General features: G+C 70.3%; 21 protein-coding genes. 7 read left to right on the top strand and 14 right to left on the bottom strand.

The window, feature by feature from the left end:
* Positions 1–193 (top strand): PfkB family carbohydrate kinase (locus VFK57_09855; protein ID HET7695999.1); only part of this gene is annotated, 193 nt, incomplete at its 5' end.
* Here VFK57_09855 and VFK57_09850 read toward each other — a convergent pair.
* Both VFK57_09850 and VFK57_09845 read right to left on the bottom strand, forming a co-directional pair.
* Positions 194–2194: a PBP1A family penicillin-binding protein gene (locus VFK57_09850; protein HET7695998.1), complete on the bottom strand. Its 2001-nt coding sequence runs from the start codon at positions 2192–2194 to the stop codon at positions 194–196.
* The gene (locus VFK57_09845) at positions 2191–2955 is read right to left on the bottom strand and encodes a hypothetical protein (GenBank protein HET7695997.1); all 765 of its coding nucleotides are present in this window, start codon (positions 2953–2955) and stop codon (positions 2191–2193) included. Before VFK57_09845 ends, VFK57_09850 begins: the two co-directional genes overlap by 4 nt.
* Before the next feature lie 131 nt (positions 2956–3086).
* On the opposite strand from VFK57_09845, the gene ftsH reads away from it, so the two are divergent.
* Positions 3087–4874, top strand: a complete 1788-nt coding sequence (gene ftsH, locus VFK57_09840; protein ID HET7695996.1) for an ATP-dependent zinc metalloprotease FtsH — start codon at positions 3087–3089, stop codon at positions 4872–4874.
* A gap of 14 nt (positions 4875–4888) precedes the next feature.
* Positions 4889–7573, top strand: a complete 2685-nt coding sequence (locus VFK57_09835) for a protein kinase (GenBank protein HET7695995.1) — start codon at positions 4889–4891, stop codon at positions 7571–7573.
* Here VFK57_09835 and VFK57_09830 read toward each other — a convergent pair.
* Positions 7570–7821, bottom strand: a complete 252-nt coding sequence (locus VFK57_09830) for a hypothetical protein (protein HET7695994.1) — start codon at positions 7819–7821, stop codon at positions 7570–7572. The genes VFK57_09835 and VFK57_09830 overlap by 4 nt on opposite strands.
* A 99-nt stretch (positions 7822–7920) precedes the next feature.
* Between VFK57_09830 and VFK57_09825 the strand changes: the two genes are divergently transcribed.
* Both VFK57_09825 and VFK57_09820 read left to right on the top strand, forming a co-directional pair.
* Positions 7921–12528 carry a DEAD/DEAH box helicase gene (locus tag VFK57_09825; protein ID HET7695993.1) on the top strand — a complete coding sequence of 1536 codons (4608 nt, stop codon included), beginning with the start codon at positions 7921–7923 and terminating at the stop codon, positions 12526–12528.
* Positions 12521–13348 carry a DNA-formamidopyrimidine glycosylase family protein gene (locus VFK57_09820; protein HET7695992.1) on the top strand — a complete coding sequence of 276 codons (828 nt, stop codon included), beginning with the start codon at positions 12521–12523 and terminating at the stop codon, positions 13346–13348. Before VFK57_09825 ends, VFK57_09820 begins: the two co-directional genes overlap by 8 nt.
* A gap of 48 nt (positions 13349–13396) precedes the next feature.
* Here VFK57_09820 and VFK57_09815 read toward each other — a convergent pair whose 3' ends face one another.
* Entirely contained in the window at positions 13397–13714 is a 318-nt protein-coding gene (locus VFK57_09815; GenBank protein ID HET7695991.1) for a hypothetical protein, read from the bottom strand.
* A 184-nt stretch (positions 13715–13898) separates the two neighbouring features.
* Here VFK57_09815 and VFK57_09810 point away from each other — a divergent pair, with 184 nt between their 5' ends.
* Entirely contained in the window at positions 13899–14324 is a 426-nt protein-coding gene (locus tag VFK57_09810; protein HET7695990.1) for an AraC family transcriptional regulator, read from the top strand.
* Here the strand turns inward: VFK57_09810 and VFK57_09805 are convergent.
* From VFK57_09805 to VFK57_09775, 7 genes are all read right to left on the bottom strand, one after another.
* Positions 14314–16533: a PBP1A family penicillin-binding protein gene (locus tag VFK57_09805; GenBank protein ID HET7695989.1), complete on the bottom strand. Its 2220-nt coding sequence runs from the start codon at positions 16531–16533 to the stop codon at positions 14314–14316. The genes VFK57_09810 and VFK57_09805 overlap by 11 nt on opposite strands.
* Positions 16534–16672: 139 nt before the next feature.
* Positions 16673–17533, bottom strand: coding sequence for a formate dehydrogenase accessory sulfurtransferase FdhD (gene fdhD, locus VFK57_09800; GenBank protein ID HET7695988.1), 861 nt, complete (start codon positions 17531–17533; stop codon positions 16673–16675).
* Positions 17526–18476: a DUF523 and DUF1722 domain-containing protein gene (locus tag VFK57_09795; GenBank protein ID HET7695987.1), complete on the bottom strand. Its 951-nt coding sequence runs from the start codon at positions 18474–18476 to the stop codon at positions 17526–17528. Before VFK57_09795 ends, fdhD begins: the two co-directional genes overlap by 8 nt.
* Positions 18473–19510: a RidA family protein gene (locus VFK57_09790; GenBank protein HET7695986.1), complete on the bottom strand. Its 1038-nt coding sequence runs from the start codon at positions 19508–19510 to the stop codon at positions 18473–18475. Before VFK57_09790 ends, VFK57_09795 begins: the two co-directional genes overlap by 4 nt.
* Positions 19511–19513: 3 nt before the next feature.
* The gene (locus VFK57_09785; protein ID HET7695985.1) at positions 19514–19975 is read right to left on the bottom strand and encodes a heme-binding domain-containing protein; all 462 of its coding nucleotides are present in this window, start codon (positions 19973–19975) and stop codon (positions 19514–19516) included.
* On the bottom strand, positions 19969–20994 hold the full coding sequence (locus VFK57_09780) for a hypothetical protein (protein ID HET7695984.1): 1026 nt from the start codon (positions 20992–20994) through the stop codon (positions 19969–19971). Before VFK57_09780 ends, VFK57_09785 begins: the two co-directional genes overlap by 7 nt.
* Positions 20991–21566: a sigma-70 family RNA polymerase sigma factor gene (locus VFK57_09775; GenBank protein ID HET7695983.1), complete on the bottom strand. Its 576-nt coding sequence runs from the start codon at positions 21564–21566 to the stop codon at positions 20991–20993. The genes VFK57_09780 and VFK57_09775 overlap by 4 nt, the downstream gene beginning before the upstream one ends.
* Before the next feature lie 125 nt (positions 21567–21691).
* Between VFK57_09775 and VFK57_09770 the strand changes: the two genes are divergently transcribed.
* The gene (locus tag VFK57_09770) at positions 21692–22684 is read left to right on the top strand and encodes a hypothetical protein (GenBank protein ID HET7695982.1); all 993 of its coding nucleotides are present in this window, start codon (positions 21692–21694) and stop codon (positions 22682–22684) included.
* Between the two features lie 9 nt (positions 22685–22693).
* Here VFK57_09770 and VFK57_09765 read toward each other — a convergent pair whose 3' ends face one another.
* From VFK57_09765 to VFK57_09755, 3 genes are read right to left on the bottom strand one after another with little or no spacing between them, the layout of a single operon-like run.
* Positions 22694–23809: an ATP-binding protein gene (locus VFK57_09765; GenBank protein HET7695981.1), complete on the bottom strand. Its 1116-nt coding sequence runs from the start codon at positions 23807–23809 to the stop codon at positions 22694–22696.
* A gap of 54 nt (positions 23810–23863) precedes the next feature.
* Entirely contained in the window at positions 23864–26521 is a 2658-nt protein-coding gene (locus VFK57_09760; GenBank protein HET7695980.1) for a M56 family metallopeptidase, read from the bottom strand.
* Positions 26502–26915, bottom strand: a complete 414-nt coding sequence (locus tag VFK57_09755; GenBank protein ID HET7695979.1) for a BlaI/MecI/CopY family transcriptional regulator — start codon at positions 26913–26915, stop codon at positions 26502–26504. Before VFK57_09755 ends, VFK57_09760 begins: the two co-directional genes overlap by 20 nt.
* Positions 26916–26957 lie beyond the last annotated feature (42 nt).

Below are 26957 nucleotides of genomic sequence, written 5' to 3'. Positions count from 1 at the left end.
CGTCGGCGGCGGGGACGGCTTCGCCTCCGGCTTCTTCTACGGATTGATGAGCGGCGAACCCGCGGAGCAGGCGGTGCGTCTGGGATGGGCGCACGGCGCGCTGCTCACCACGTTCCCCGGGGACACGACCATGGCGACGCTCGATCAGGTCCGCGCCTTCGCCAGCGGCGGGTCGGCGAGAATTCAGCGCTAGCTACTTGAAGATTCCCTTCAGCTTCCGCCCGAGACCAGAAAAGAGTCCCTGCACCGCGCGCTTGATCTGCTGCTTGACGGATCCCTTGTGGATCGGGCACAGGCGTGACGGGATCTCATCCCCTTCCTTGAAGTACTCGGTGTAGGTCGGGCAGCCTTCGACCGGCTTCAGGTACGACTCGGCGCAGAGCAGCTCGTCGTGCAGGTTCGAGGGGATGGAGAACTCGCGCGCGCCGCGCTTGCGGGCCGCCGCCTTGATGAAGTCGCTCCAGATCGGAAGCGCGTACCGCGCGCCGTAGCCTTCGCGGCCGATCGTGTCCGGCTGGTCCTCGCCCACCCACACGCCGACCACCGTCGACGTGGTGAAGCCGACGAACCACGCGTCCTTGAAGTCGTCGGTGGTGCCGGTCTTGCCGCCGGCGGGAAAGCGCACGCCGTAGGCGGAGCGCGCCGGCGAGCCGGTACCCCGATTCACGACGTCTTCCAGCATGGACACCATCTGGAACGCGATTTCCGGTGAAATCACCCGGTCCTGCCGCGCCGGATTGTCGAACGCGACCCCGCCGTCGGCGTCGACGACCCGCGTCAACGCGCGCGGACGGACGGCGCTGCCGCCATTGGGGAAAACGGCGAAGGCGGCGGTCAGATCCAGGGGCGTGACCAGCCCGGTGCCGAGCGACAGCGAGGGAACGTCGGGCAGGTCGCGCAGCCCGACGTCCGAGGCGAGCCGCAGGACCGGACGGGCGCCGATGCGCTGCTGCAGCAGCGCCGCGGCGCGGTTGTTCGACTCGATCAGCGCCGCACGCAGCGTCAGCGCTTCGGCGGCGACGTCGTTGGAATTGCGCGGCGCCCATTCCTCGGGGCCCTGCGGCTCGATCGACATCAGCCCGTCCAGCACGCTCACCGGCGAGTAGCCGCGGGCGAGCGCCGCCGCGAACAGGAACGGCTTGAACGCGGATCCCGGCTGCCGGCGGCTGCGCCACGCGCGGTTGAACTGCGACTGCCGGAAGTCGCGTCCGCCGACCAGCGCGAGCACGTCGCCGGTCGCGGGATCGATGGCGACGAGCGCCGCCTGCAGCTCCTGATTGCCGAACCGCCGCAGCCCGTTCTCCACGGCACGCTCCGCGGCTTCCTGCAGCTCCGGCACGAAGGTCGTCCGCACCTGCCAGTCGGGCGGATGATCGCCGCCGAACCGGTCGCGGAACTGCTGCCGCAGGAACTCCTTGGCGTAGCCGAACTGCGCCTCGGTCGCGCCCGGATACGGGCGGATCCGCGGCCGCACCTGCGCCGCCGCCCGCTCCTGCGCCGCGGTGATGAACCCTTCCTCGCGCATCCGCTGCAGCACGACGCGGCTGCGGTCGAGCGCCCCATCGAGGTTGCTCCACGGGGAGAGGGCCGAGGGGGCGCGAATCAAGCCGGCAATCAGCGCCGCCTCGGGAAGCGTGAGCGCGCTCGCCGGCTTTCCGTACAGGTTCCGCGACATCGTCTCGACGCCGTAGACGCCGCCGCTCAGATAGATGCGATTGAGATAGAGCTCGAGGATCTGATCCTTCGACAGCTCCTGCTCGAGCAGCAGCGCCAGCACCGCCTCCTGCGCCTTGCGCAGCGGCGTCTTCTTGTTCGACAGGAACAGCGTGCGCGCCAGCTGCTGCGTCAGCGTGCTGCCCCCCTCCAGCCTCTGGTAGCGCAGGTCGCGATACACCGCGCGGCCCAGGCCGATCGGATCGATGCCGATGTGACTGAAGAACCGGTGATCCTCGACGGCAATCACCGCGTTGCGCAGCTCCGGGGCGATCTGCGCCAGCGCCACGTCGCGGCGCTGCTCGTCCATCCGGAACCACGCCCGGCCGTCCGCGGCGTAGAACCAGGTGTCGCCGACCCCGCGGCGCAGCTTGTACACCGCCCACCCCTGGCGCATCGACCAGATCACCGTGACCGCGGTGACTGCCACCAGGCAGACGTAGAGGCCGGCGAAGATCCGGTGGCGCACCGGGCGGGTCACCGGCGCGCCACCGGCGCGCGCCGCGAGTGGAGCACGAGCGAGAGCACGACGTAGTAGACGGGAAACGCGAGCGAGCCGATCGCCATCCAGCGCGGCGGGGACGGCCACAGCACGATGATGCCGGCAATCAGCAGCGTCCAGACCGCGCCGAGCGCGATCGTCGTGCGCTGCAGCGACGCCGTCCGCGACGGGTAGACCCAGCCGATCCGCACGAACACGAGCGCCGACAGGACGAGCAGAATCACCGCATTGGCCGCCGGCGGCACCCTGAAGAGCAGCAGATAGAGCACCACGATGTTCCAGTAGGACGGGAAGCCGGTGAAGAAATGATCCTCCGTCTTCGCGTCAGGGGCGACGAACCCATACAGGCTGCTCAGCAGCACCACGGACACCACCGGGAACAGCGTCGCAAAATAGAGTCCGCCGGCGGCCTCGAGCAGGAGCAGCGGCAGCAGCACGAACGTCATGTAGTCGACAATGTCGTCGATCCGCCCGCCGTCGATGTCCGGGAGCACGTCCTTGACCCGCGCCCGCCGCGCCAGCAGGCCGTCGGTGGAATCGACGATCGTGGCGGCGAACAGCGCTCCAAGGGCGAGCCGGTCGTACCCGTGGATGATGCCCCATCCGGCCACGAAGGCCAGAATCGCGCCCGTTCCGGTGTAGGCGTGGACGCGCCAGGCGCGGCGGCGGTCCGCTGCGCTCGGGGGGATACGGCCGGGCTGCTTGGCGGCATCGTGGACCATCGTGTAGAATCTCAACACATTCCAATCCCCAGCGGAGTGTCCTTTTTTCCAATTAAAGCTGCCGCCTGAGAACAGGCGGGAGGTCTGCCTTTCCGGATCCGGCGCGAGCGCCGGATGCAGGGGCGGCCCTTCGAGGAAATGGACCGTTTGTGCTGTCACCCTTGTTCCGGCGTCCACGGCTGTTCGCCGCCATCGCTGTCGTCCTCGCCGCGCTGATCGGGCTCGGGGCCTACGCCGCGACCCGGCCGTCGCCGCCCGAACTCGCGTTCTCCGAGTTTCTGCAGAAAGTCGACCAGGGTGAGGTCAAGGAAGTGCGGTCGGTCGACGGCGCGATCGCGCTCGTGCTGAACGACGGAACCCACGCCGTGACGGTGCCGCCGCCGAGCTTCCTGGCCGCGGATTCGGCCTACATCACCACCCTGGCGCGCCGCGGCATCCGCATCCAGTTCCAGCAGGTCCCCTCGCCCGGCGCCGTGACCGCCGGGTCGGTCGCCATTGCCGGGTTCTTCCTCGCGCTCCTCGGCTTCACCGTCTACCGCACCACCTCGGGCCGCATCCACACGCCAGGCAAGGCCAGGCTCGCCGACCGCACCGGTCAGGTGGTGACCTTCCGGGACGTCGCCGGCGTCGACGAAGCCAAGGACGAGGTGAAAGAGATCGTCGACTTCCTGCGCCACCCGTCGCGGTTCTCCGCGCTCGGCGGCCGGATCCCCAAAGGCGTCCTCCTCGTGGGGCCGCCGGGGACCGGCAAGACGCTGCTCGCCCGCTCCATCGCCGGCGAGGCGGGCGTGCCGTTCATGTTCGCGAGCGGCTCCGATTTCGTCGAGATGTACGCCGGCGTCGGTGCCGCCCGCGTTCGCCGGCTGTTCAAGGACGCCCGGCGCCACAGCGCCTGCATCATCTTCATCGACGAGCTCGACGCCGTCGGCCGCAGCCGCGGCGGCAGCTCGCTCAGCCACGAGGAGCGCGAGCAGACGCTGAACCAGCTGCTCGTCGAGATGGACGGCTTCGAGCCGGCCAGCGGCATCGTCGTGATCGCCGCGACCAACCGCCAGGACATCCTCGACCCGGCGCTCCTGCGGCCGGGCCGCTTCGATCGCCAGGTGACCGTCGGCAACCCGGATCTCCGCGGCCGCGAAGCCATTCTCGGGGTCCACAGCCGCAAGATCGCGATGAGCGACGACGTGAACCTGCGGTCGATCGCGCGCGGCACCCCCGGCTTCTCGGGGGCGGACCTGGCGAATCTGGTCAACGAGGCGGCGCTGGCGGCCGGACGCGAAGGGCGCGACAAGGTCTCGGACAAGGACATGGAGAGCGCCCGCGACAAGGTGCTCATGGGCGTCGAGCGGCGCTCCGTCGCGCTCAGCGAGATGGACCGCGTGAACTGCGCCTATCACGAGGCCGGGCACGCCGTCATCGCGGCGCTCCTGCCGATGGCCGATCCGCTCCACAAGGTGACCATCATCCCGCGCGGGCGCGCGATGGGCGTGACGATGCAGCTGCCGGAGGCGGATCGCCACACCTACACCAAGGGGTATCTCGAGACGCAGATTGCCGTCCTGATGGGCGGCCGCGCCGCCGAAGAGCTGTTCATGAAGCACATGACCAGCGGCGCCTCGAACGACATCGAGCGCGCCACCGACATCGCCCAGCACATGGTGTGCGAATGGGGCATGTCGGCGCTCGGGATGCGCGCCTTCCGCAAGGCGGGCAACAGCTTCGACGGCGACAAGAACTTCGCGATGAGCGAGGCGCTGGCCCGCCGGGTGGACGAAGAGATCGAGAAGATCCTGAACCAGGGCTACGACCGCGCCCTCGACCTGCTCAATCGCAATCGTGAGGCGGTCAAGGGCATCGCCGAAGCGCTGCTGGACGTCGAGGCGCTCGACGCCGACGAGCTGAAGGAGATTCTCGCGCGGACGGCTGCGCATGCATAGAATGCGCAGGTCCGATGTCCGACGTCCGCCGCGCGAGCGTTGTCGGTAGTCTTCTCCTTCTAACCGTCGTCTACGCGGTCCTGCAGGTGGGCTTCGTCAGGCCTCACCTGCCGGCCGGCGCCGCGCCCAACCTCGCGCGGCCGCCGCTCATCTCTCCCGACAACCCGGCCGATCTGCAGGCGTGGCGCGACGCCTATCGCGCGGGGCCTCCCGCCGCGTCCGTGTGGAAGGACGACCCCGGCGGCTGGGCGCGAACCCACTTCGGCATGGTCGTTCAGGTGCTCGTCTTCACGGTCGGGGCGCTGGCCCTCTTCGTGCTGCGCCACCACGATCTGACGGCGCAGCTGTGCGTGCTCGCGCTTGCGCTCAGCGGCGTGGCGGGCGGCGGATCGCTGCAGGGGGTCGAATACGGCTGGCCGCTCGGCCTCGGCGACGTGCTCACCGTGTTCTCGTGGCTCGCCAGCCCGTTCGCCTTTCCCATCATCGCGCTGGCGATCATGCACTTCCCTTCGCCGTCGCCCATGCTGGCGCGGCGGCGCTGGCTGTACGCGATCCCGTTCCTCGCCGCGGCGCCGATGCTGCTGATGGCGGCGGCGACGGCGCTCTATCTCGTCGGCGTGGATCGGATGCACGCCGCGGCGCTGTGGGACGCCGCGCACCCCGGCGTCTATTTCGCGTCCTTTGCGCTGGCGCTCGGCTTCAACGTGTTCGCGCTCCTCGAAGGGGTCCACCGCTACAACTTCAACCACGACGGCAACGAGCGGCGGCGCATCAGGATGGCGGTCTACACCGCCGTTCCCGGCGTCGTCGGCTACGCCATCAAGGACGGTGTGCCGATCGTCGCGATGCTGGCGGGGATGAGGATGCCGGTGTTTCCGTGGCCGGTGGTGGCGTTGCTGCAGTTTCTCGTGCTGCTTCCGGCGTTCGGGCTGCCGTACGCGGTCGGCGTCGCCCGCGTGCTCGGCCCGGCGCTCGTGATCCGCCGCAGCCTGCAGTACGCGCTGGCGAACCGGGCCCTTGCGGTGATCACGCTGCTGCCTGCGGCGGCGCTCGTCTACGTGCTGCTGCGCAAGAACCTGGTTCAGATTCTCAGCAGCGGCTCCATCGTCTACCTGATTCTGTTCGTCGCGACCGTGGCGCTGGCGCGCTACCGCGAGCGCGCGCGCCAGTGGCTGGACGAGCGGTTCTTCCGGGAGGAATACGACGCCCGCAAGATCCTGCTGTCGCTCGCCAGCCGCGTGCGGTTCGAGACGGATCCGCGCGATCTCGCGTCGCTCGTCGTGCAGCAGATCGATCAGGCGCTGCATCCCGAAGTCACGGGCATGCTGGCCAGCGGCATCAGCGAGGGGGAGATGGTTCCGGTGACGGCGACGGGCCGCGAGCTCGAGCCGCTCGCGCTCGACGGCGGCCTGGTGACGATGCTGCGCTGGTCCGACGACCCGCTGGAGATCTTCCTCGACGATCCGCGATCGCCGGCGCGCCGGCTGCCCGCGGCGGAAATCGCCTGGCTCGAGCGGACCGGCGCCGCGCTGCTGGTGCCGGTGCTCGGGCAGGAACGCGCGCTGGTTGCCGTCCTCGTGCTCGGGGGCAAGCGGTCGGAGGAGGCGTATTCGAAGGAAGATCGCGAGCTGCTGGCGAGCATCGCGGCGCAGGTCGGCCTCGGCCTGGACGTCGCCCGCCTGCGCCGCCGTGTCGCGGAAGAGGCGCCGACGACCACGGCGGAGATGACGCGGATGCTGACGCCGCCGATGGCGGAGTGCCCGCGGTGCGGACGCTGCGAGGATCACGGCGTGACGATCTGCCCCGGCGACGGCGCGGCATTGCGCCCCGGCGCGACGCCGCGGGTCATCGACAACAAGTACCGCATCGATCAGCTGCTCGGCCGCGGCGGCATGGGCGCGGTCTACCGCTCGCGCGACGTCCGCCTGGATCGTCAGGTGGCGGTGAAGGTGGTGCGCCCGGAGCTGCTCGACGACAACGAGGCCCGCCGCCGATTCCGGCGCGAGGCGCAGCTGGTGGCGCGGCTGCAGCACCCCGGCATCGTCTCGATCTTCGATTTCGGCACGCTGGACAGCGGCGGCGCGTACCTGGTCATGGAATTGATCCGCGGCGAAGACCTGCGCCGGGTCCTGCAGCGCGAAGGACGGCTCGAGCCGGCGCGCGCGGAGCGGATCCTCACCGCCGTCTGCGGCGCGATCGAAGCGGCGCACCAGGAAGGGGTGCTGCACCGCGACCTGAAACCCGAGAACATCCTGCTGCCGGGCGGCAGCGTGGAGGCGAAGGTGCTCGACTTCGGCGTCGCCAAGCTCGTCGAGGAGCCGACCCATCGCATCGACGAGGAGCGCGCCGACCTGCAGTCGACGCTGACGATGGCCGGCACGATCATCGGCACGCCCGCCTACATGGCGCCGGAGCAGCTGCGCGCGGCGAAGCCCGGGCCGCGGACCGACATCTTCGCCCTCGGCGTGATCGCCTACGAGATGCTGACCGGCGATCTGCCGTTCGGCCGCGGCTCGCTGACCGACGTCGTCCTCGCACAGGCGCGCGGCGCCCGGCGGCTGCGCGATCGCGATGCCGCGATTACGCCGCCGGTGGACGACGCGGTGATGCGCGCCTTGTCGATGGACCCCGACGCCCGGCCGTCATCGGCGCAGGCCTTCGCGCGCGAGGTGCGCGACGGACTCGGCGCCGCCCGCTAGGTCTTCAGCCGCTTGTCGATCTCGGCGATGGCCGCGTCGATCTGCTTCTTCCGGACCGGGTGCGTGGTCGCGCTCGCCTGCCGCAGCAGCTCGGCGCGCGCGAGCTTCAACGATTCCTTCTCTCTCACCTTGTCCGGATCCGCCACCGTGCCCTGACCGGCGCCGCGCCGCCGCTCTGCCTCCCGCTCCTCCATCCGTTCCTGGATCCGCGCCTCCGCGTCGACCAGGCCTTCTCCCGAGTCTCCCATCCGTCAAGAATACAAGACGGCGGACGGCGGACGGAAGACGGAAAGACGTTCGGCGGCGAAACGACATGGCGGACGAAAATCTCGGGGAGAATGGTAAACGTGGCCAGGCGAGGGGACGTATTACACCTCTTCCATCCGGCGGTCGCGGAGTGGTTCCGCGGCGCATTCGCCGCGCCGACGCCGCCGCAGAGCGGCGGCTGGCCGGCGATCGCGCGCGGCGAGTCCACGCTGATCCTCGCGCCGACCGGCAGCGGCAAGACGCTGACCGCGTTTCTCTGGGCAATCAACCAGGTGATGTTTCCACCGTCGCGCGGCGGCGACGGCGCCCGGCCGTCCGCGCGCGTCCTCTACATCTCTCCGCTGAAGGCGCTCGCCGTCGACGTCGAGCGCAATCTCCGCGCGCCGATCGCCGGCATCGCCAATCGCGCCGCCGCGCGCGGCGATCGGTTCCGTGTTCCGAGTGTGGCGGTCCGTACCGGCGACACGCCGGCCGCCGAGCGCGCGCGCTTTCAGCGCGAGCCGGCCGACATCCTGATCACGACGCCGGAATCGCTCTACCTGCTGCTCACGTCCAACGCGCGCGACGCGCTCCGCCGGATCGAGACGGTCATCGTCGACGAGATCCACGCCCTGGTGCCGACCAAGCGCGGCGCGCATCTGGCGCTGTCGCTGGAACGACTGGCGGCGCTCACCGGAACGCCGCCGCAGCGCATCGGCCTCTCGGCGACGCAGCGTCCGCTGGACGAAGTCGCCCGCTATCTGGGCGGCTCCCGGCCGCGCCCGTCGAAAGGGGCCAGACCCGGGTCTGACCCCTTTCGTCCTCGGGAGGTGACAAAAGGGGTCAGACCCGGGTCTGGCCCCTCGGACGCCGAAGAGGCGCTGCACGATGAATTCACCGCCGACCGCGCAGCGCCCAGATATCGCGACGTCACCATCGTCGACACGTCGCAGAAAAAGAAACTGCAGCTCCAGATTGAAGTGCCGGTCGAGGACATGGCGAAGATCGGCCAGGCCGAGGAGATTCCCAGCGGGCCGGCGTCGCAGGGGCCGGTGCGCTCGTCGATCTGGACCGCCATCCACCCGCGGCTGCTGGAGCTGGTGCAGGCGCACCGCTCGACGCTGATCTTCGTCAACAGCCGCCGCATCGCCGAGCGGCTGGCCTCGGCGCTCAACGATCTCGCCGGCGAGCCGCTGGTCCGCGCCCATCACGGGTCGCTGGCCCGCCCGCAGCGGATCGAGATCGAGGATCGGCTCAAGGCCGGACAGATCCGCGGCCTCGTCGCCACATCGTCGCTGGAGCTCGGCATCGACATGGGCGCGATCGATCTGGTGATCCAGATCGAGGCGCCGCCGTCCGTGGCGAGCGGCATGCAGCGCATCGGCCGTTCCGGGCACACCATCGATCAGCCCAGCCGCGGCGTCATCGTGCCGAAGTACCGCGGCGATCTCGTTGCCTGCGCCGCGGTGACGCGGGCGATGCACGAGGCGCAGATCGAAGCGAGCCGCTACCCGCGCAACCCGCTCGACGTGCTGGCGCAGCAGATGGTCGCCATGGTCGCCATGGAGCGATGGAACGTCGACGCCCTGTTCGACGCCGTCCGCGGCGCGGCGCCATTCGCCGAGTTGAGCCGCGCCATCTTCGACGGCCTGCTCGACATGCTCTCGGGACGCTATCCCTCCGACGACTTCGCCGACTTGCGGCCGCGGCTCACATGGGACCGCTTGAAGAACGAGGTCTCGGCGCGTGAAGGCGCGAAGCGCGTCGCTGTCGTCAACGGCGGCACGATCCCGGATCGCGGCCTCTATGGCGTGTTCCTCGCCGGCGAACGCGGACCCCAGGCTCGCGTCGGCGAGCTGGACGAGGAGATGGTGTTCGAGAGCCGCGTCGGCGAGACGTTCCTGCTCGGCGCGTCATCGTGGCGAATCGAGGAGATCACGCACGACAAGGTCCTCGTGTCGCCGGCGCCCGGCGAGCCGGGGAAGATGCCGTTCTGGAAGGCCGACGCCGCCGGCCGGCCGCTGGAGCTGGGCCGCCACATCGGCGAACTCGTCCGCAGCCTTCGACAGACGCCGCCCGCCGCCGCCATCACGCGGCTGACGAGAGAGCACGATCTGGATGCGCGCGCCGCCGAGAACCTGGTGCGCTATCTCGCCGACCAGGCCGCCGCGACCGGCGCAGTCCCCGACGATCGGACGATCGTGATCGAGCGGACTCGCGACGAGCTCGGCGACTGGCGCATCTGCCTGCTCTCCCCGTTCGGCGGCCGCATCCACGCGCCGTGGGCGATGGCGGTGGTCGAGCGGGTGAAGAACGAGATCGGCGTCGACGCCGAGACGATGTGGACCGACGACGGGTTCGTCGTCCGCTTTCCCGAAACGGACACGCCGCCGGATCCGGCGCTGCTGGTGCCGGCTGCCGACGAGGCGGAAGCGCTGGTCGTCCGGCAGCTCGGCGGTACCGCGCTGTTCGCGGCGAAGTTCCGCGAGGCAGCGGCGCGCGCGCTGCTGCTGCCGCGGCGCCGTCCCGGCGGACGCACGCCGCTCTGGCAGCAGCGCAAACGGGCGGCGGATCTGCTGGCCGTCGCGGCGAAGTTCGGATCGTTCCCGATCATTCTCGAGGCCTATCGCGAGCTGCTGCGCGACGTGTTCGACATCCCCGCGCTGGTCGACACCTTGCGGCGGATCGAGGGACGCGAGATCCGCGCGGTCACCGTCGATTCGGCCATTCCCTCGCCGTTCGCGTCCGCGCTGCTCTTCGGATACGTCGCCAACTACATCTATGACGGCGACGCGCCCCTGGCGGAGCGGCGCGCGCAGGCGTTGTCGATCGACCAGGCGCAGCTGCGCGAGCTGCTCGGCGAGGCGGAGCTGCGTCAGCTGCTCGACGCGGACGCGGTGGCGGATGCCGAAGCGCAACTGCAGCAGCTGGACGAGCGCTATCGCGCCCGTTCGGCGGACGGCGTGCACGACCTGCTGCTGCACCTCGGCGATCTCACCAGGGACGAAGCCGCCGCGCGCAGCTCCATTCCGATCGATGACGCACTCGACGCGCTCGCGCGCGAGCGGCGCATCCTGCAGATCTCGATTGGCGGAGCGCCGCGATTCATCCCGGTCGAGTATGCGGCGCGCTATCGCGACGCACTCGGCGTGCCGCTGCCGGTCGGCCTTCCCGAATCGCTGCTGGCCCCCTCGCACGACGCGGCGCTGGAGCTCGCGCGGCGCTACGCACGCACCCACGGACCGTTCACGACGGCGGAGTTCGCCTCGCGGTATGCGCTCGGCCGATCCACCGCCGAGGCGCTGCTGAAGACCCTCGCCGCCGCGGGCCGCCTGCTCGACGGGGAATTCCGGCCCGGCGGATCCGGACGCGAGTGGTGCGACGCCGACGTCCTGCAGACGATCCGCCGCCGTTCGCTCGCACGGCTGCGCAAGGAAGTCGAACCGGTCGAGCCGCCGGTGCTGGCGCGGCTCGTCACCCATTGGCAAGGGCTGGCGCGCCGCCGCGCCGGCCTCGACGCGCTGCTCGACGTGATCGAGAACCTGCAGGGGGCCCCGCTGCCGGCGTCCATTCTCGAAGGCGAGATACTCTCGGCGCGGATCGAAGGCTACTCGCCCTCCGACCTCGATGCGCTGGCCGCGGCCGGCGAGGTCGTGTGGCGCGGCGTCGAGCCCGTCGGCGATCGCGACGGCCGGGTCGCGCTCTACCTCACGGATCACATCAGCCGTCTCTGGCGTCCGGGTGCGCCGGCGGAGCTGTCGGAACGCGAAGAAGCGATGGTGTCTCACCTGCAGGGACACGGCGCATCCTTCTTCGCCGCGCTCCACGACGCCGCCGGCGGCGGATATCCGGGGGACGCGGTCGACGCGCTGTGGGATCTCGTCTGGAAAGGCGTGCTGACCAACGACACGTTCCACGCGCTGCGCGCGTTCACGCGCGCCCCCTCGTCGCGGCGCCCGCGCCGCCAGAAAGGAGCGCAGCCGGGACGCCCGTTCAGGAGCCGGCGGGTCGCGCCGCCGTCGGCGGAAGGCCGCTGGTCGCTCCTCGCCGAGCGTGTGCCGGCGCCGCCGAGCGATACGCAGTGGTCCGCCGCGATGGCGCAGCAACTGCTCGCGCGATACGGCGTGGTCACGCGGGAAGTCGCGGCCGCGGAGGGCATCTCCGGCGGCTTCGGGGCGGTCTACGACGTGCTCAAGGCGCTCGAAGACGCCGGCCGGGTGCGGCGCGGATACTTCGTCGGCGTCGGCGCAACGCAATTCGCCCTGCCTCCGGCGCTGGAACTGCTCCGCACGCTGCGCGACCTGCCGGACGAACCGGAGACGATCGTCCTCGCCGCGACCGATCCGGGCAATCCATACGGGACGACGCTGAAATGGTCCGGCTCCGACGCGGACGCGGGACGTGGCCCCACGCGTACCGTCGGCGCACTCGTGATTCTCGTGAACGGCGGGCTCGCGGCCTACATTCCGCGCGGCGGACGGCAACTCACCGTGTATCTGCCGGAGGACGAACCGGCGCGATCAGCGGTCGCTCGTGCCCTCGCGCGCGCGCTGGCGCAGCTCGCTCGCGACGAGCAGCGTGGCGGGCTGCTGGTCGCAGAGATCAACGGTCAGCCGCCGGCACACCATCCCCTCGCCCCGTACCTCATCGAGGCCGGATTCAACCCGTCGGCGATGGGATTCCAGATGCGGCGGGCGGCCAGTGCCTGAAGGGGACACGATATTCCGCGCCGCGCGCACGCTGCACCGCGCGCTCGCGGGCCACGAAGTCGTCCGGTTCGAGTCCGTCCTCCCCGCGCTCACGCGCGTTCACGACGATGCGCCAATCACCGGCCGCCGCGTCGAAGGGGTCGCGGCCGCAGGCAAGCACGTGCTGATGCGCTTCACGGGGGACCTGGTCCTCCGCACCCACATGCGGATGAACGGCAGCTGGCACATCTATCGTCCGGGCGAACGCTGGCGCCGGCCGCGCCGCGACATGCGCATCGTCGTGGCGACGTCGGCATTCGAAGCGGTGGGGTTCAACGTTCCGGTCGCGGAATTCCTGGACGCGCGCGCGCTGGCGCGCCAGGACGATCTGCGGCAGATGGGCCCGGACCTGCTCGGCGGCGCGTTCGACACGGCCGACGCACTGCGCCGCTTCCGCGAACGTCCCGCGCTCGCCATCGCCGACGCGCTCCTCAACCAGCGCATCGTCGCCGGCGCGGGGAACGTCTACAAGTCCGAGGTGCTGTTCCTGTGCGGAGTCGACCCGCTCACGCCGGTCGCGGAGCTGGATGACGAGCGGCTGACGGCGATCCTGACGACGGCACGCAAGCACCTGCAGGCCAACGTGATCGATCCGGCGGCGGCGATCGTGACCTACCGCGGCTATCGGCGGACGACGGGCCGGGCGGATCCGGCGGAACGCCTGTATGTGTACGGCCGTGCGGGCAAGCCCTGCCGGAAGTGCGGGACGCCGATCGCCGTTGGTGCCCAGGGTCCGCATGCGCGGCTGACATATTGGTGTCCGCGCTGCCAGCACACGTAGCTGCAGCTGGAAGCTGCCGGTTGCCAGTTGCCGGTTGCCGGTTGCCGGTTATTTGCGCCAGCGGGCGCGGGCGGCGGCGCGGGCGATTTCGCGGCGGCGGCGCGGACTGAGGGCGGCGGCGCGGGCGAGGCCGCCGCGCAGGCCGCCAAGACGGCCGAGGGCGGCGGCGTGCGGGTTGCGGGCGATGGATTCGACGCGGCGGGCGAGGACGCCGATGCGCTCGCTGGGCGCGTGGCAGCGGCTGCACAAGGGGCCGAGCACGTCGGTCTCTTCGGGCTCGGTCACGCGCTCCTCGAAGTCGCAGACCAGACAGCGCCGGGTCACGTCGAGGAGCACGCGTTCACGCTTGCTACGCGCGCCGTCCATGGGTGCGTAAAAGTCTCCCATACCCCCGCGCATGCGGCCAGCCCGGCCGTTGGCCGCCGGCGGCGCGTCGCGGATCCCGGGCAAAGGGGCCAATGTACACGCCTCCCGATCGCATGCTTGAGCGATTAAGCATTATACTTGACCGCTCAAGCATAATGGCCCCGGCCTTGAAGGATCGGGCCCCATGGCAACCGACTGGCGGATCACGTGGACGATGGATTACATGCAGCGGCATCTCGCGGAGCCGCTCACCGTCGCCGAGCTGGCCGGGCGGGTGAACCTCTCGCCGTCGCGGTTCCGCGATCTGTTCAGCGTGCAGACGGGATGCGGGCCGGTGGAATACCTGCAGCGGCTCCGGATGCGGCGGGCGCGGCTGCTGATCGAACGCACGTTCCTGACCGTCGGAGAAGCCATGGCGCGGGTCGGCTACGCCGACCCGCGTCATTTCGCGCGTGACTTCGAGCGCTATCACGGCGTGGCGCCGTCGTCGCTGCACGAGAACGGCCTGACCACGACGCTGCCGCACGAAGACCCGTGCGCCGACGCGCCGCCAGTCAAACGCCCGCGACAACGCCGCCCGCGCGAGCCGGGCTTCGTCTTTATCGGATGACCCAGACCGCCCGTCCGTCCCCGCCAACCACCTTCTGCAGGCGCGCGCCCGTCATCGCCGATCCCGTATGGGACGCGCTCACCGCCGCAGCGCCCGTGCTGACCGACTCGGCAGTGCCGCTGAAGCCGGGAACCGCCGGCATTGCGTGCAGGCCGCATGGCCCCGTTGGCGCCGTGCCGTAGGGAAAATAGTCGTCGTAGACGTTGGAGGGGGGCTTCGCCGTGGGCCTGCTGCTCCCGGCCGGAGTGGAAGCGCCCGGCAGCGCCGGCAGCCCAGCCATCACATACCCAGTGTCGAACCAGCCGTGGCGGCATGCTTCGGTCGCACGCTGTCCGCTCAGCCGGCAAATCGTCACCTTCTCGACATCCGCCGGCGGCGTGAACCAGTCCGGCCGATCGCCGGCGGTCGCCTTCGCCATGAACTCCGCCCATGCCGGAACGGCAATGACGGACGCGAACCCGCGGCTCATGATCGGCCCGGGGGTGTCGAGGCCGAACCAGACGCCGGTCACCAGATGCGGCGTGTAGCCCACGAACCACGCGTCGGCGTAGTTGTCCGTCGTCCCTGTCTTCCCCGCCGCCGGCAGCTTGAACCCGGCCGAACGCGCGCCGGCCGCGGTCCCCGAGGCGATCACGTCTGCCAGCATGCTGCTCATCAGGTACGCCGTCGCCGGCGTCACCGCCTGGCGCACCGTCGGCGGTTCCGAGTAGATCGTCCGACCGTTGCCGTCCTCCACGCGGACGATGAGATGCGGCGCGACGGCGGCTCCGCGGTTGGCGAAGACGCCGTAGGCAGCCGTCAGCTCCAGCAGCGTGACGCCGCCGGTGCCGAGCGCGAGGGACGCGACGGACGGGAGCTGCGACTCGATCCCCAGCCGCTGCGCGTAGTAGGTCGCCTGGCTGTAGCCCACCTGCTGCAGCAGCTGCGCGGCGGCGCGGTTGCTCGACATCTTGAGCGCGGCGCGCAGCGTGTACTCCGAGGCCTCGTGTTCGCCGCCGGGCAGCCACGGCCCCTGCTCGGTCATGATCGGCTCGTCGAGGTGATGCAGCATCGATCCTGGCGCCATTCCCCGCTCCAGCGCGGCGGCGAAGATGATCGGCTTGAAGGCCGATCCGGGCTGGCGCCGAGCCTGGGTGGCTCGGATGTAGCTGCTGGCGGCGAAGTCGCGTCCGCCGACGAGCGCGCGCACCTCGCCGGACATCGGATCGAGCGCGACCAGGCTGCCCTGCAGATCGCGCGCGGACTTCCGCGTCCTGGCGATCTGGGTGACGCGCCGGGTAATCGTCTCTTCCGCCGCGCACTGCATCGCCGGGTCGTATCCCGTGTGGACGCGCAGGCCCCCTTTCATCACCTGCTGCACGCCGAGCCGCGCCACCAGCTGCCGTCGCACCTCCTCCTGGAAATAGCCGCCGCACGACGTGTGCGCGTGGAGCGCCGCCGGACCGGCGGAGGCCGGGAGCGGCATGGCCACCGCTTCCCGGTACTGCGCCTCTGACAAGCGCCCGGTCTTCTGCATCAGCCGCAGCACGAGATTGCGCCGCGCCAGGGCGCGCTGCGGCGCCGCGGTCGGCGAGTAGCCGCTCGGCGATCGCACCAGCGCTGCCAGCATCGCGCCTTCGTGCGGAAGCAGCTCGGCGGCGGGCTTGCCGAAATATCCGCGCGAGGCGGCCTCGACGCCGTAATAGCCGTCGCCGAAATACACCGCGTTCAGATACGCCCGGAGGATCTGCTGCTTCGAATAGCGCTCCTCGAGCCGCACCGCAATGGCCGCCTCGCGCAGCTTGCGCGACAGCGTCCGCTCGGGCGACAGCTGCTCGAGACGCGCGAGCTGCTGCGTGATGGTGCTGCCTCCCTCGACGATCCTCCCGCGGCGCCAGTTGCGGTACGCCGCCTTGACGATGCGGAGGGGGTCCAGGCCGTGATGCGAAAAGAAGCGGCGATCCTCGACCGCGAGCAGCGCGTGGACCATGTGCGGCGAGACGCGATCGAGCGGCACGTCGATGCGCTGTTCGAAGAAGAACCTGAAGGCCGGACGCTGATGCCGGTCGTAGACGATGGTGGTCTGCGGGTGCGATCCAATCTCGGCGAGCGAGTCGGCATGCGCGAGCTCGCCGGCCACCGCCCATGCGGTCCGCAGCCCGACGGCCGCCGCCGCCCACAAGGCGGCCGAGATCAGGACCACGGTTCCGATGAAGATCGTTCGCCGCACGCTGCGCTCCGGAGACCAAAGCGCAACGCCAGTGCCACGATCGGCGCCCCGGATCCGGGCGGTTGGGTCGCCTCGAATGGCGCCGGGCCCACATTGTGGGCAAGCTCGACCGGCTCACGCCGGCAAATTGAGTAGCGCGCTACACACCGGCGATCCGAGCCGTATGCGTGTAGATGTTGAGGCTGGCGTCCCGCACGAAGCCGAGCAGCGTGATGCCGGCGGCGTCCGCCAGCTCGATTGCGAGGCTCGTGGGCGCCGACACTGCCGCGACGATCTCGATCCCGGCGAGCCATGCCTTCTGCACGATCTCGAAGGACACGCGGCCGCTGACCATGAGCGCGCCGAACGGAGCCTGCGGCGGATTCTCGCTCAGCAGGAAGGCGCCGATCGCCTTGTCGACGGCGTTGTGCCGGCCGACGTCTTCGGCCGAACCCAGCAACGCGCCGTCGCGCGCGAAGATCGCCGCTCCATGGAGTCCTCCGGTTTCGTCGAACCGCGTCTGCGACTCCCGCAACCGGTGCGGCAGCTCGCGGAGGGTGCCGAGGGGCATCGCGTGCATCGATGTCAACGGGGCGACGTCGGCGGCGAGTTCGTCGATCGTGGCGCGGCCGCAGACGCCGCACGAGCTGTTGGCGATCACCTGCCGCCGGCGTTCCAGCAGCGCCGGCACGCGCGACGCCGCGTCGCCGACCAGGAACACGTCCACCACGTGATGCGCGCGCGTCTGATCGGGATGGCGACAGTGCTCGATGGCGCCGATGTCGGCGGCCGACCGGATGATGCGCTCGGACAGCAGGAATCCCGCCGCGAGGGCGCGATCCTCGCCGGGAGTCCGCATGATCACGGCAAACGAGCGGCCGTGGAGACGGACGTCGAGCGGCTCCTCCGCCGCCACGCGATCGCGCGTACGAATGGCGCCGCCGGGGCCCACGCGTGTGACGTCGAGGTCGCGCGTCGGCGTGAGCCCTTCCGGCGGCGGCGGATCGAGGCCGTCAGACATGATTGCGCAGCATCAACTCGCGCGGATGCGGCTCCAGGTACGTCTGCCCCGCCAGGTACGCCACGCCGTGGGCGCGGACGTGATGGCGCAGCAGCGTGAGCGGCACGATCAAAGGGACCAGCTCGCGGCGGTACTCCTCGATGCATTCGCCGAGCTCGCGCCGCGATCCGTCGTCGAGGAGCTTCTTCAAGTGCCCCGCCATGTGCCTGAGCACGTTGGTGTGCCGCGCCGGCGTTGCCGGGCGCGCGAGCGTCTTCATGAACAGCGCTTCGTAGCGCCGGCGCAGCTCGCCCCGCGGGACACCCTTGGCGGCGGCGACCAGGCGGCCGAGCTCGTGATAGGCGGAGGTCGAGTGCGCGAGCAGCGCCATCTTGTGCGCGGTGTGGAACCCGATCAGATCGCTCAGCGTCCATCGCCCGTCGAACAGCGTGCGCAGCCGATCGCAGGCGAACACGCGCTCGATGAAGTTCTCGCGCAGCACCGGGTCCTGCAGCCGTCCTTCCTCCTCGATCGGCAGCGCCGGAAAGGCGGCGGCAAGGACGGCGGCGTAGATGCCGACGCCGTCGCGCACCGGCGCCTTCGCCTCCGCGTCGTACACCTTCACGCGCGTCATGCCGCAGCTCGGCGAGTCCTTCTTCAGGACATAGCCGCGCAGCCCGAGCGCCGCCAGCTCCCTGGCCCGCCGCGCGGCGAAGGCGCGCATCTCATCGGTGTGATCGATGCCGGTACGCGTGGTGATCATGCGCGTGTCGCCGCCGACCTTGACGAGCCTCAGCGTCTCGCGCGGCACCCCCATGCCGACTTCGACTTCCGGACAGACCCGGACCCACTCGACGAAGGGCCCCAGCGTCTCGGTGAGAAACGGGTCCCGCTTGTGCCCCCCGTCGAACCGGACCTCGTCGCCCAGCAGGCAGGACGAGATGCCGATCCGCAGCGGCGTCATCCCCGCTCCGCGTACGACATGATCTCCACGCGCGCGCCAGGCAGCGCCAGACCGGCCCGCACCGGGCTCGCCGCCACCGAGGTGCCGAACGCCGCGCGGCACTCCGCCAGTGCCGCCTTCCCCGCCTCGTCGTCGGTCACGTAAACGAGGAGGTCGCGCACGTCGGTCTTCGACAGCCCGGCTTTCGACACAATCGCGTGGATCTTGCCGACGATGTCGCGCGTCTCGGCGGCCGGGCCGGCCTGGATGGCGGCGGCGTCGGCAAGCAGGCCGGAGATGTACAGACTCGCGCCGGCCTTGACCGCCGTGCTCAGGTTCGGGTTCGGCTCGGGCGCGATCTCAATCGCCTGCCTGGGCGCCGCCGACGCGACGAACGTCACTTCCACTTTGTAGGCGCTGCCCGTCAACGCCGCGCCAACCGTCGCGCGCGCCGGACGGTGAGCCCCGACGTACTCGCGGTAGACGCGGTTGAACTCTGCGAAGTCCTGCAGATCGGGAAGGAAGGCGCGGGCGCTCACGAGGTGCCCGAAGCCGAGACCCGCGGCCTCGAGCAGCGCGCGCGCGTTCTCCATGACGGCGCGGGTCTGTGCGGCCACGTCGCCGTTCACCACCGAGTTGTCGGTGCCGTTGCGCGCAATCAGGCCCGACAGGAACAGCGTGTCGCCGGTTCGGATCGCGTAGGAATACGGGTTGGGCGACGCCATCCACGACGCCGGATGAACGCTGCGGCGATCCGCGCCCGTGCGGGCGGCGATCGCCGAGATCTCGACCAGCGCGCCCGCGGTGAGCGGCTCGGTGACGACGGTCGTGCGCGTAGGCGGTGTCGCGGTGAACGCCTGCCGGTACGCGTCGTTCATCGCCGCGAAATCGGCCGCGCGCTTCAGGTAGACGGTGATGGCGGCGGCGTCGGCCAGCGACGAGCGTTCGGCGCGCAGCCGCTCGTCCACGCGCGCCAGCGCCAGCGTCGCCTGGCGGGCGACGTCCGCGCCGGTGTCAGCGGCCGCCGTCGCCGGCACGAAGACGATGTGGGACATGGCTCATTGAAGCATATCCCGCATCTTCTCCGTCCACGCGCAGAGGGTCTTGACGTCGGCCGGCGACAGCCTGGCCTCGCGGTGAACGATGAGGTACGACGGCAGCGGCATCCGGCCGCGCTCGGCGAGGCTGCACATGCCGCCGAGCAGCGAGTCCTGGTCGTCTTCGTCGATCGCCGTCCACTCCGAGTAGTTGAAGTGCTCGCGGCCGTGGCTCACGTGGTTGGCGACCAGCCACGACGTCGGCGAGACGTTGGTGTACCACGGCCACCGCGTGTCGTTCGAGTGACAGTCGCGGCAGGCCCGATCGAGGATCGCCGCCACTTCCGGCGTCGCATGCGCAACCAGCGACCCCCCCGGCGTCGAGGGCGGGTTGGTGCGATCGGGGCGAAAGGCCTGCGCCCCGATGAACAGGACCAGGAACAGCAGCAGCCCCCAGCGGGCGAATCGAGCGAATCTCACCATGTGCGTTTCCAAATGCGCCACCAGGTGACGCTGTCGAGGCCCAGCGCGTCCCACCACGCGTCGAGCGCGCGGCGCTTGCCGCCGAGCACCGCCTCCCGGGTGACTCCGTCAGGTGGAGGCACGAGCGATGCCAGCCGGTCGTACACCTGCGCCCGCTCCGCGGGCGTGCCTCGGGACAGCAGATGCCACAGCGTCAGCGCATCTTTGCGGCGCGCGAGCGTCAGCACCGTCCGGAGCGCGGCCTCGCGCCTTACGTCCTGTGTCGGCGCGAAATCGAGAATCGTAAGCGCTTCGGGGATCGCCGGCGCGGCGTCGGCGTAGCACGGCGTCCCCGGACCGACGCCGGGGCGCGTCGCGCAGATGGCCCCCTGCGGGATGAACGACTCCCGTCCGCCGTGCTGGAACGCGACCCAGCCGCTCTCCACCACCAGGTGCCCCCAGCCGCGATCGTCCACGTCGAGCGTGTAGGCGCAGCCGAGATCGATCGCCGTGGACGACGGCGTGTTGACGAAGAACAGGCGCGGCGGCGCCCAGATGAGGGCGCGGATCCGCCCGCGATCCAGCGCCATCCGGTGCTGTCCGAGCCGCGACGCGAGCAGCCGGACGCGGCTGTTCGGTTCGACGTCCACCACCCCGATCGATCCCACGTCCATCCGGGCCCGCGACGCGGCATCGGTGATCATCGTTTCACCGACCGGCAGACGCGCGGGACCGTCGATCGGCGCACCGGCGACCGTCGGCGCGCCGGCGAGCGACTGCACCGTCCAGCCGGCCGGCCGGACCGCGTGCGCAAACCACGCGGCGGCGGCGACCAGCAGCAGCGACGCGGCCGTGACGAGGATCTGCAGCGCGGCCTGCGCGGCGAACCGTCGCGGCGACGTTTCGCGGCGCGGCAGGGACGGTGGCGTGCCGCGATGGCGATAGCGGGCGAGCAGCTGCTCGAGGCGGACGACCCCGGGATCGGGCTCGCCCGAGCCGTCCCACAGGTAGTCGCCGTCGGGTGCCTTGTCCTGCTTCATCGCTCTTCGCGCGCGGCCGCGGGTCCTCCGCCCAATCGCTCCCGCAACAGCTTCATCCCCCGATGCAGGTTGACGCGCACCGACGCTGGCGTCAGGCCGGTGCGCTCCGCGATCTCCGGGCCGGTGAGCCCCTCGACGAGACGGAGCAGCAGTGTTTCACGATATGCCTCCGGCAGTGCGCGGATCGCGTCGAGCGCCGCGTGCGCTTCCAGTTCCGCCGACGCCGCGCCCGGACCCTGCAGATCAGCCGGCAGCTCGACGAAATCCGCGCTGCGCCGGCGCGAGTCGGTCGCGCGGTTGCGCGCGATCCTCGCGATCCACCCGCCGAACGCCGCCGGATCGCGCAAATCGTCGAGGCGTCTCCAGGCGGCGAGAAACACGTCCTGAACCAGGTCCTCCACATCCTGCCGCGGGACGCGGGCCAGCAGCGCCGCATGCACGATCCGCGCATAGCGATCGTACAGCCGCGCGAAGGCGGAGGCGTCGCCGCGCCGCGCCGCGCGAACGAGCGCGCCGTCCTCGGCCGCGTGGCCCGCCGGAAACCGCGTGACCGCGGCCCTGTCGCCGATCACAGCAATGTCAGTATCAGGCGCGCCGGCGCCGCTGGGAGGGATGACGCGGGACATCCTGAGCCGTTAACACGGACTGTGTACAATGTCGGCTCCGTCAGATCAAACGCCGAACACGGAGGGTCCGAATGAAACGCCTGGTGAGGATGGGTCTGGTCGCGCTGCCGCTGATGACGCTGGCGGTCCCGGCCTACGCCGAGGTCAAGACGCGCGAGAAGACGCAGGTCAAGTTCGAGGGCATGCTCGGGCGCATGTTCAACCTCTTTGGCGGCAAGAACGCGAAAGAGGGGATCGAAAGCCGCACGGCCGTGAAGGGGAACCGCAAGGCCTCGCTCAACGACAACGGCGGCACCATCGTCGATCTCACGGAAGAAAAGGTCTACGAGCTCGACGCCAAGAAGAAACAGTACACCGTCACCACGTTCGACGAGATCCGCCGCCGGATGCGCGAAGCGCAGGAGCGCGCCAGAAAGGAAGCGGAAAAGGAGTCGGGCAAGGACCCGTCCGAGCGGCCGCAGGAGCAGAAGCCGGCGAAGGAATTCGAGGTCGACTTCGACGTCAAGGACACCGGCCAGCGCCGACAGATCGCCGGCTACGACGCGCGCAATACGATCGTGACCATCACCGTCCGCGAGAAGGGGCGCAAGCTCGAAGAGTCAGGCGGCATGGTGATGACCAACGACATGTGGCTGGGCCCGCAGATTCCGGAGCTCAAGGAGCTGGCCGAATTCGAGATGAAGTACTGGAAGCAGCTTCAGGGCCCGCAGACCGCCGCGATGTCGGCGGAGCAGATGTCCGCGGTGCTGGCGATGTATCCGCTCGTCGCCAAAGCGATGGAACGGATGCAGAAGGAAGGGGACAAGCTCGCCGGCACGCCGCTCGATACGACGATGACGTTCGAGGCGGTGCTGAGCGACGAGCAGCTGGCGCAGGCCAAGGCGGATCAGCAGAAGTCGGGCGGCGGCGGCATCGGCGGCCTGCTCGCGAAGAAGCTGATGAAGAAAGAGGATCCGAAACAGCGGGCGACGATCTTCACCTCGATCCACCAGCTGCTCGACATCTCGAAGTCCGTCGCCGCGACCGATCTGGCGGTGCCGGCGGACTATAAAGAGAAGAAGTAACCCGCCGCGCTACGCCGCATCGAGCCGCGGCAGATAGATCCGGAACGAGGCGCCTGGTCCCGGCGCCTCGTTCAGGTAAATCCACCCGCCGCTCTGCTTCACGATCCCGTAGACCGTCGCCAGCCCCAGGCCGGTCCCCTTCCCCTGTGCCTTGGTGGTGTAGAACGGCTCGAAGATGTGGCGGCGCACCTGCTCCGGGATGCCGTGGCCGGTGTCCGACACGGTGAGCGTCACGAACGACCCGGGCACGAGCCCGACGAGTCCCGCCGTGTCTTCGAGGCGCAGGTCCTGATTGGCGGTCACAATCGTGACCCTGCCTCCCTCGGGCATCGCGTCGCGCGCGTTGGCCGCGAGGTTCATCAGCACCTGCTCCAGTTGTCCGGGATCCGCCCTGACGTCGCCGAGCAGCGGATCCGTCTCGACCCGCAGCTCCACCTCGTCGCCGAGCAGCTTGCCCAGCAGCTTCTGGATGTTCTGGATGATGTCGTTGAGGTTCAGCCGGCGCGGCTGCATCACCTGCTTGCGGCTGAACGCGAGCAGCTGCCGCGTGAGCGCGGCGGCGCGGTTGGCCGCCCGCTTGATCTCCTCGACGTCGGCGCGGCGCGGATCCTCCGCCGCGAAGCCGTCGAGCAGCAGATCCGCGTAGCCGAAGATCGCGGTGAGCACGTTGTTGAAGTCGTGCGCCACGCCGCCGGCGAGCCGGCCGACCGCCTCCATCTTCTGCGCCTGCCGGAGCTGCAGCTCGCTGTGGCGGAGCGCCTCTTCGGCGGCGCGCCGTTCGCTGAGATCGCGGATCCACGCCGCGAACACCGGCCCGGCAGGCGTGTCGACGCGCGAGACCGACAGCTCGAGCGGGAACCGCTCCGTCCCGCCGCGGAGGCCGTACAGCTCGAGCCGGCGCCCGACGATGCGGGAGGGGGCGCCGACGCGGAACGCCGCCAGCGCGCGGCGGTGCTCCTCACGCTGTTCTTCCGGGATGATCAGGGCGGCAAGCTCGCGGCCGACGGCCTGTTCGCGCGTCACCTCGAACATGCGCTCCGCCGCCGCGTTCAAGTCGACGACGGCGCCGTCCGCGCTCATGGTGATGATCGCGTCGAATGCACCATCGAGCACGGGATCCCGCATTGCCGAATTGTACTGGCTGCCGGCTGGCAGCGGCCGGCTTCCGGCTTCCGGCGTCTACTTTCGTCGCTCGTTCTTGACCAGGGCGGCGAACACCTGATCCTGCTCGTACCCCGAGAGCCGCTCGGCGGACGCGAGGTAGGCGTCGCGCACGTCGCCGCTGAGCGAATGGGTGCGGGCGATCAGCTGCAGCAGCTGCGACAGTTCGTAGCCGCTCATGCCGCTCGAGGCGCGCAGCACCTCCCGCAGCGTCTCGGCACCGGCCGCCGGGTTGCGGACGACCGCCTGCAGCACGCGGCCGCGCTCGTAGCCGGAGCTCACCGCCGCGACGGTCTTGAAGAAGGGACCGCGCGCGGCCCCCTCGACGCCGTTCTGCTTCAGCACCTCGAGCAGGAACGACGCCGTTTCGTAGCTGCTGCTCATCGGCGCTGCGGCCGTCAGCGCCGACGCGAGCAGCGCCTGATCGCTCGGCTGCGTGTCGCTCACCGCGGCGCTGAGCACGCGGCGCCGCTCGTAGTCGCTCTGGATGGTGCCGACGACGCGGAAGAACGCGGCGCGGTTGCGTTCGTCGAGCGGCTGCTGCGACAGGATCTGGCGGAGCAGCTCGGACAGCTCGTAGTTCGACTGGATCGTCGCGGTGTTCTCGAGGATCGCGGCGAGCGTCCCGGAGCTGACCGGTCCGCGCTTGAGCATCGCCGAATACACACGACGCAGCTCGTAATCGGAGCCGATGCCGGAAGCGGCCTGGAAGTAGGCGCGCCGCGACGCGTCGTCGGCCGGCAGTTTGTCGGCGATGGCGATGAGCAGCTGCGCGAGCTCGTAACTGGAACTGCGCATCTCGCCGGAGGCCTGCACCATCACCTGCTTGTACTGTTCGGGCGTGAGCGTGGCCTGCTTGAACAGCTCACGGAAGTACAGCCCCTTCACGTAGGTGGACTGAATGCGGCCGATCTCGCTCATCACCGCGGCCACGCCGCCGCTGCGGAGGAAGCGCGCGACCCGCGCCGGGGCGCCGATGCCGGTGTTGCGCACGAACTTCGGCAGGTTCTGCTGCAGCCAGGTGCGCCCCGCCGGCTCGAACGGCCGCTCGGACCCGTTCACGAAATAGCGGCGCTCGAGCTGCCCGCCGCGCTCGCTGATCTCGACCGAATGGCGGCCGATCCAGTTCCCGTCCGTGATCTTGAGATAGCCGCCCGGCGAGATCTGACGAACGTCGCTGTCGTCGTCCGAGAATTCGAACGCGCCCGCGTACTTCACCTCGAGCTTCTCGCCGTTGCTCGACCAGACCCACGTGCCGCGGGTGTCGTCCGCGTGGTGGCTGATGCTCTGGCGGCCGTCCGGCGCCGGGGGGGCGGGGGGCACGGGGGGCACGGGGGGCACGGGTTCTCCGGGTTCTACGGGTTCTACGGGTTCTACGGGTTCTACGGGTTCTACGGGTTCGGGTTCTACGGGTTCGGGTTCTCCGGGTTCGAGTGCGGGTTCACGCGGGGCTCCGGGTTCTGCCGATGGCGGCGCGGGCGGAGCCGGCGGGGCGGGGGGCGCGGGCGGGGGGGCGAACGGGACGCGCTGCAGGGTGGCGTACGAACTCGTCGTCGCTACGGACGACTGCCCGGCCTGGAGGGTGTCCGGGTCGACGGCGATGCCGCCGATCAACAGCAGCGCAACGGTGCCGGCAAGCCACGCGGGCCCGCGGACAGTGTGCGATGACGGAGCGCCGAGCAGGCGGCGCACCCGCTCCAGCAGCGAGCCGCCCGTCGCCGCCATCGCGATGTGATGATCCGGCGCGGGACCGGAGCGCAGCGCTTCCAGATCGGCCAGCGCGCTGGCATAGGCGACCGGATCGCCGCACAGCGACACCGCGAGATCGTCGCAGCAGTTCTCGCGCTCCACGCGGATCCGGCGTGAGACCCACCACACCGCCGGATGATAGAAGAGCACGGTCTCGACGAGCGTCTGCAGCAGGTTCACGACGTAGTCGTGGCGCCGGATGTGCGCGAGCTCGTGCGCCAGGATGGCTTCGAGCTGCTGCGGCGTCAGGCCGCCGAGCACACTGGCCGGCAGCAGTATCACCGGCCGCACGAATCCGATCACCGTCGGGACGTCGACCAGCGTCGACTCGAGCAGAGTGATCGCGCGCGTGATGTGCAGCCGCCGCGACAGGCGGGCGGCCATGCGCCGGCAGGCGTCATCCGCGGTGCTGACGCCGTGCGTGCGCAGACGCTGAATCCACCACCAACCGGTCAGCAGCCGCAGGCTGAGCAGCGACACGCCGATCAGCCATGCGAGCATCAGCGACGGAAGCAGCGGCTCGATGCGCACCGCGCGCATGCGATCGAGCGCCAGCGCACGCCACGAGGCGGTGCGCACCGGCGCGGACGCCGCGACCTCGCTGCCGCTCGCCGCCGGTCCGCCGCCCAACGCGACGCTGCTGTCGATCACGGGCGGCTGAGCGGCACTTGCGGCTCCGGCGTCGCTGACGAGGCCGAGCGACTGGTACCTCTGCACGCCGGTGACGATCGGCAGCGTCAGCATCAGCGCGAGGCCGCTGGTCGCCACCACGTACCGAACGTCGGAGGCGCTGCGGCGAAGCACGGCGAGGGCGAGGGCAGTCAGCACGCCGATCGCGGCTCCCTGCCACACGAACTGGAGCAGCGCCCAGCCCACCGCCTGCGGGGCCGGCTGCTGGAGCAGCGTGTCAATCGCGGGTGTCAACATCGCGGACCTCCCTGTCGTTCCTGGCGCTGTCGATCGCCTTCCGGATGTCGCGCAGCTCTTCCGCGGACGCACGTTTCGTGGCGAGCGCCTGCATCACGAGCTTGCCCGACGAGCCGCCGAAGGCGCGCTCCAGCAGATCGCGGAGGAGCTGCCGCTGCGTGACTTCCTCGCTGAGGCGCGCGCGATAGATGTGCGTGCGGTCGCGCTCGTCGCGCTCCACCAGCCCCTTCTCCGTCATGATCTGCAGGAGCTTCAAGGCCGTCGTATAGGCGGCCGTCCGCTCGGCGGCGAGAATCTCGTGGACCTGCCGGACGGTGCTGGGACCGCGATCCCACAGGATCCGCAGGATCGCCAGTTCGGCGTCGGTCGGCTTCGGGACGGTGGCTCGGGACATAGGAGCGGAGTATCTACGACAACCTTCGTAGTGTCAACGAAA

The sequence above is a fragment of the Vicinamibacterales bacterium genome (assembly GCA_035699745.1).
GTDB lineage: Bacteria > Acidobacteriota > Vicinamibacteria > Vicinamibacterales > 2-12-FULL-66-21 > JAICSD01.
This window is presented reverse-complemented; position numbering and strand designations above follow the sequence as displayed.

Bases quoted from the DNA above. Each gene is read 5' to 3' on its own strand.
- VFK57_09835 (HET7695995.1), top strand. From the start codon at position 4,889: ATGTCCGACGTCCGCCGCGCGAGCGTTGTCGGTAGTCTTCTCCTTCTA.
- VFK57_09830 (HET7695994.1), bottom strand. From the start codon at position 7,821: ATGGGAGACTCGGGAGAAGGCCTGGTCGACGCGGAGGCGCGGATCCAG.
- VFK57_09815 (HET7695991.1), bottom strand. From the start codon at position 13,714: ATGGACGGCGCGCGTAGCAAGCGTGAACGCGTGCTCCTCGACGTGACC.
- VFK57_09810 (HET7695990.1), top strand. From the start codon at position 13,899: ATGGCAACCGACTGGCGGATCACGTGGACGATGGATTACATGCAGCGG.
- fdhD (HET7695988.1), bottom strand. From the start codon at position 17,533: ATGTCTGACGGCCTCGATCCGCCGCCGCCGGAAGGGCTCACGCCGACG.
- VFK57_09795 (HET7695987.1), bottom strand. From the start codon at position 18,476: ATGACGCCGCTGCGGATCGGCATCTCGTCCTGCCTGCTGGGCGACGAG.
- VFK57_09790 (HET7695986.1), bottom strand. From the start codon at position 19,510: ATGTCCCACATCGTCTTCGTGCCGGCGACGGCGGCCGCTGACACCGGC.
- VFK57_09785 (HET7695985.1), bottom strand. From the start codon at position 19,975: ATGGTGAGATTCGCTCGATTCGCCCGCTGGGGGCTGCTGCTGTTCCTG.
- VFK57_09780 (HET7695984.1), bottom strand. From the start codon at position 20,994: ATGAAGCAGGACAAGGCACCCGACGGCGACTACCTGTGGGACGGCTCG.
- VFK57_09770 (HET7695982.1), top strand. From the start codon at position 21,692: ATGAAACGCCTGGTGAGGATGGGTCTGGTCGCGCTGCCGCTGATGACG.
- VFK57_09765 (HET7695981.1), bottom strand. From the start codon at position 23,809: ATGCGGGATCCCGTGCTCGATGGTGCATTCGACGCGATCATCACCATG.
- VFK57_09760 (HET7695980.1), bottom strand. From the start codon at position 26,521: ATGTTGACACCCGCGATTGACACGCTGCTCCAGCAGCCGGCCCCGCAG.
- VFK57_09755 (HET7695979.1), bottom strand. From the start codon at position 26,915: ATGTCCCGAGCCACCGTCCCGAAGCCGACCGACGCCGAACTGGCGATC.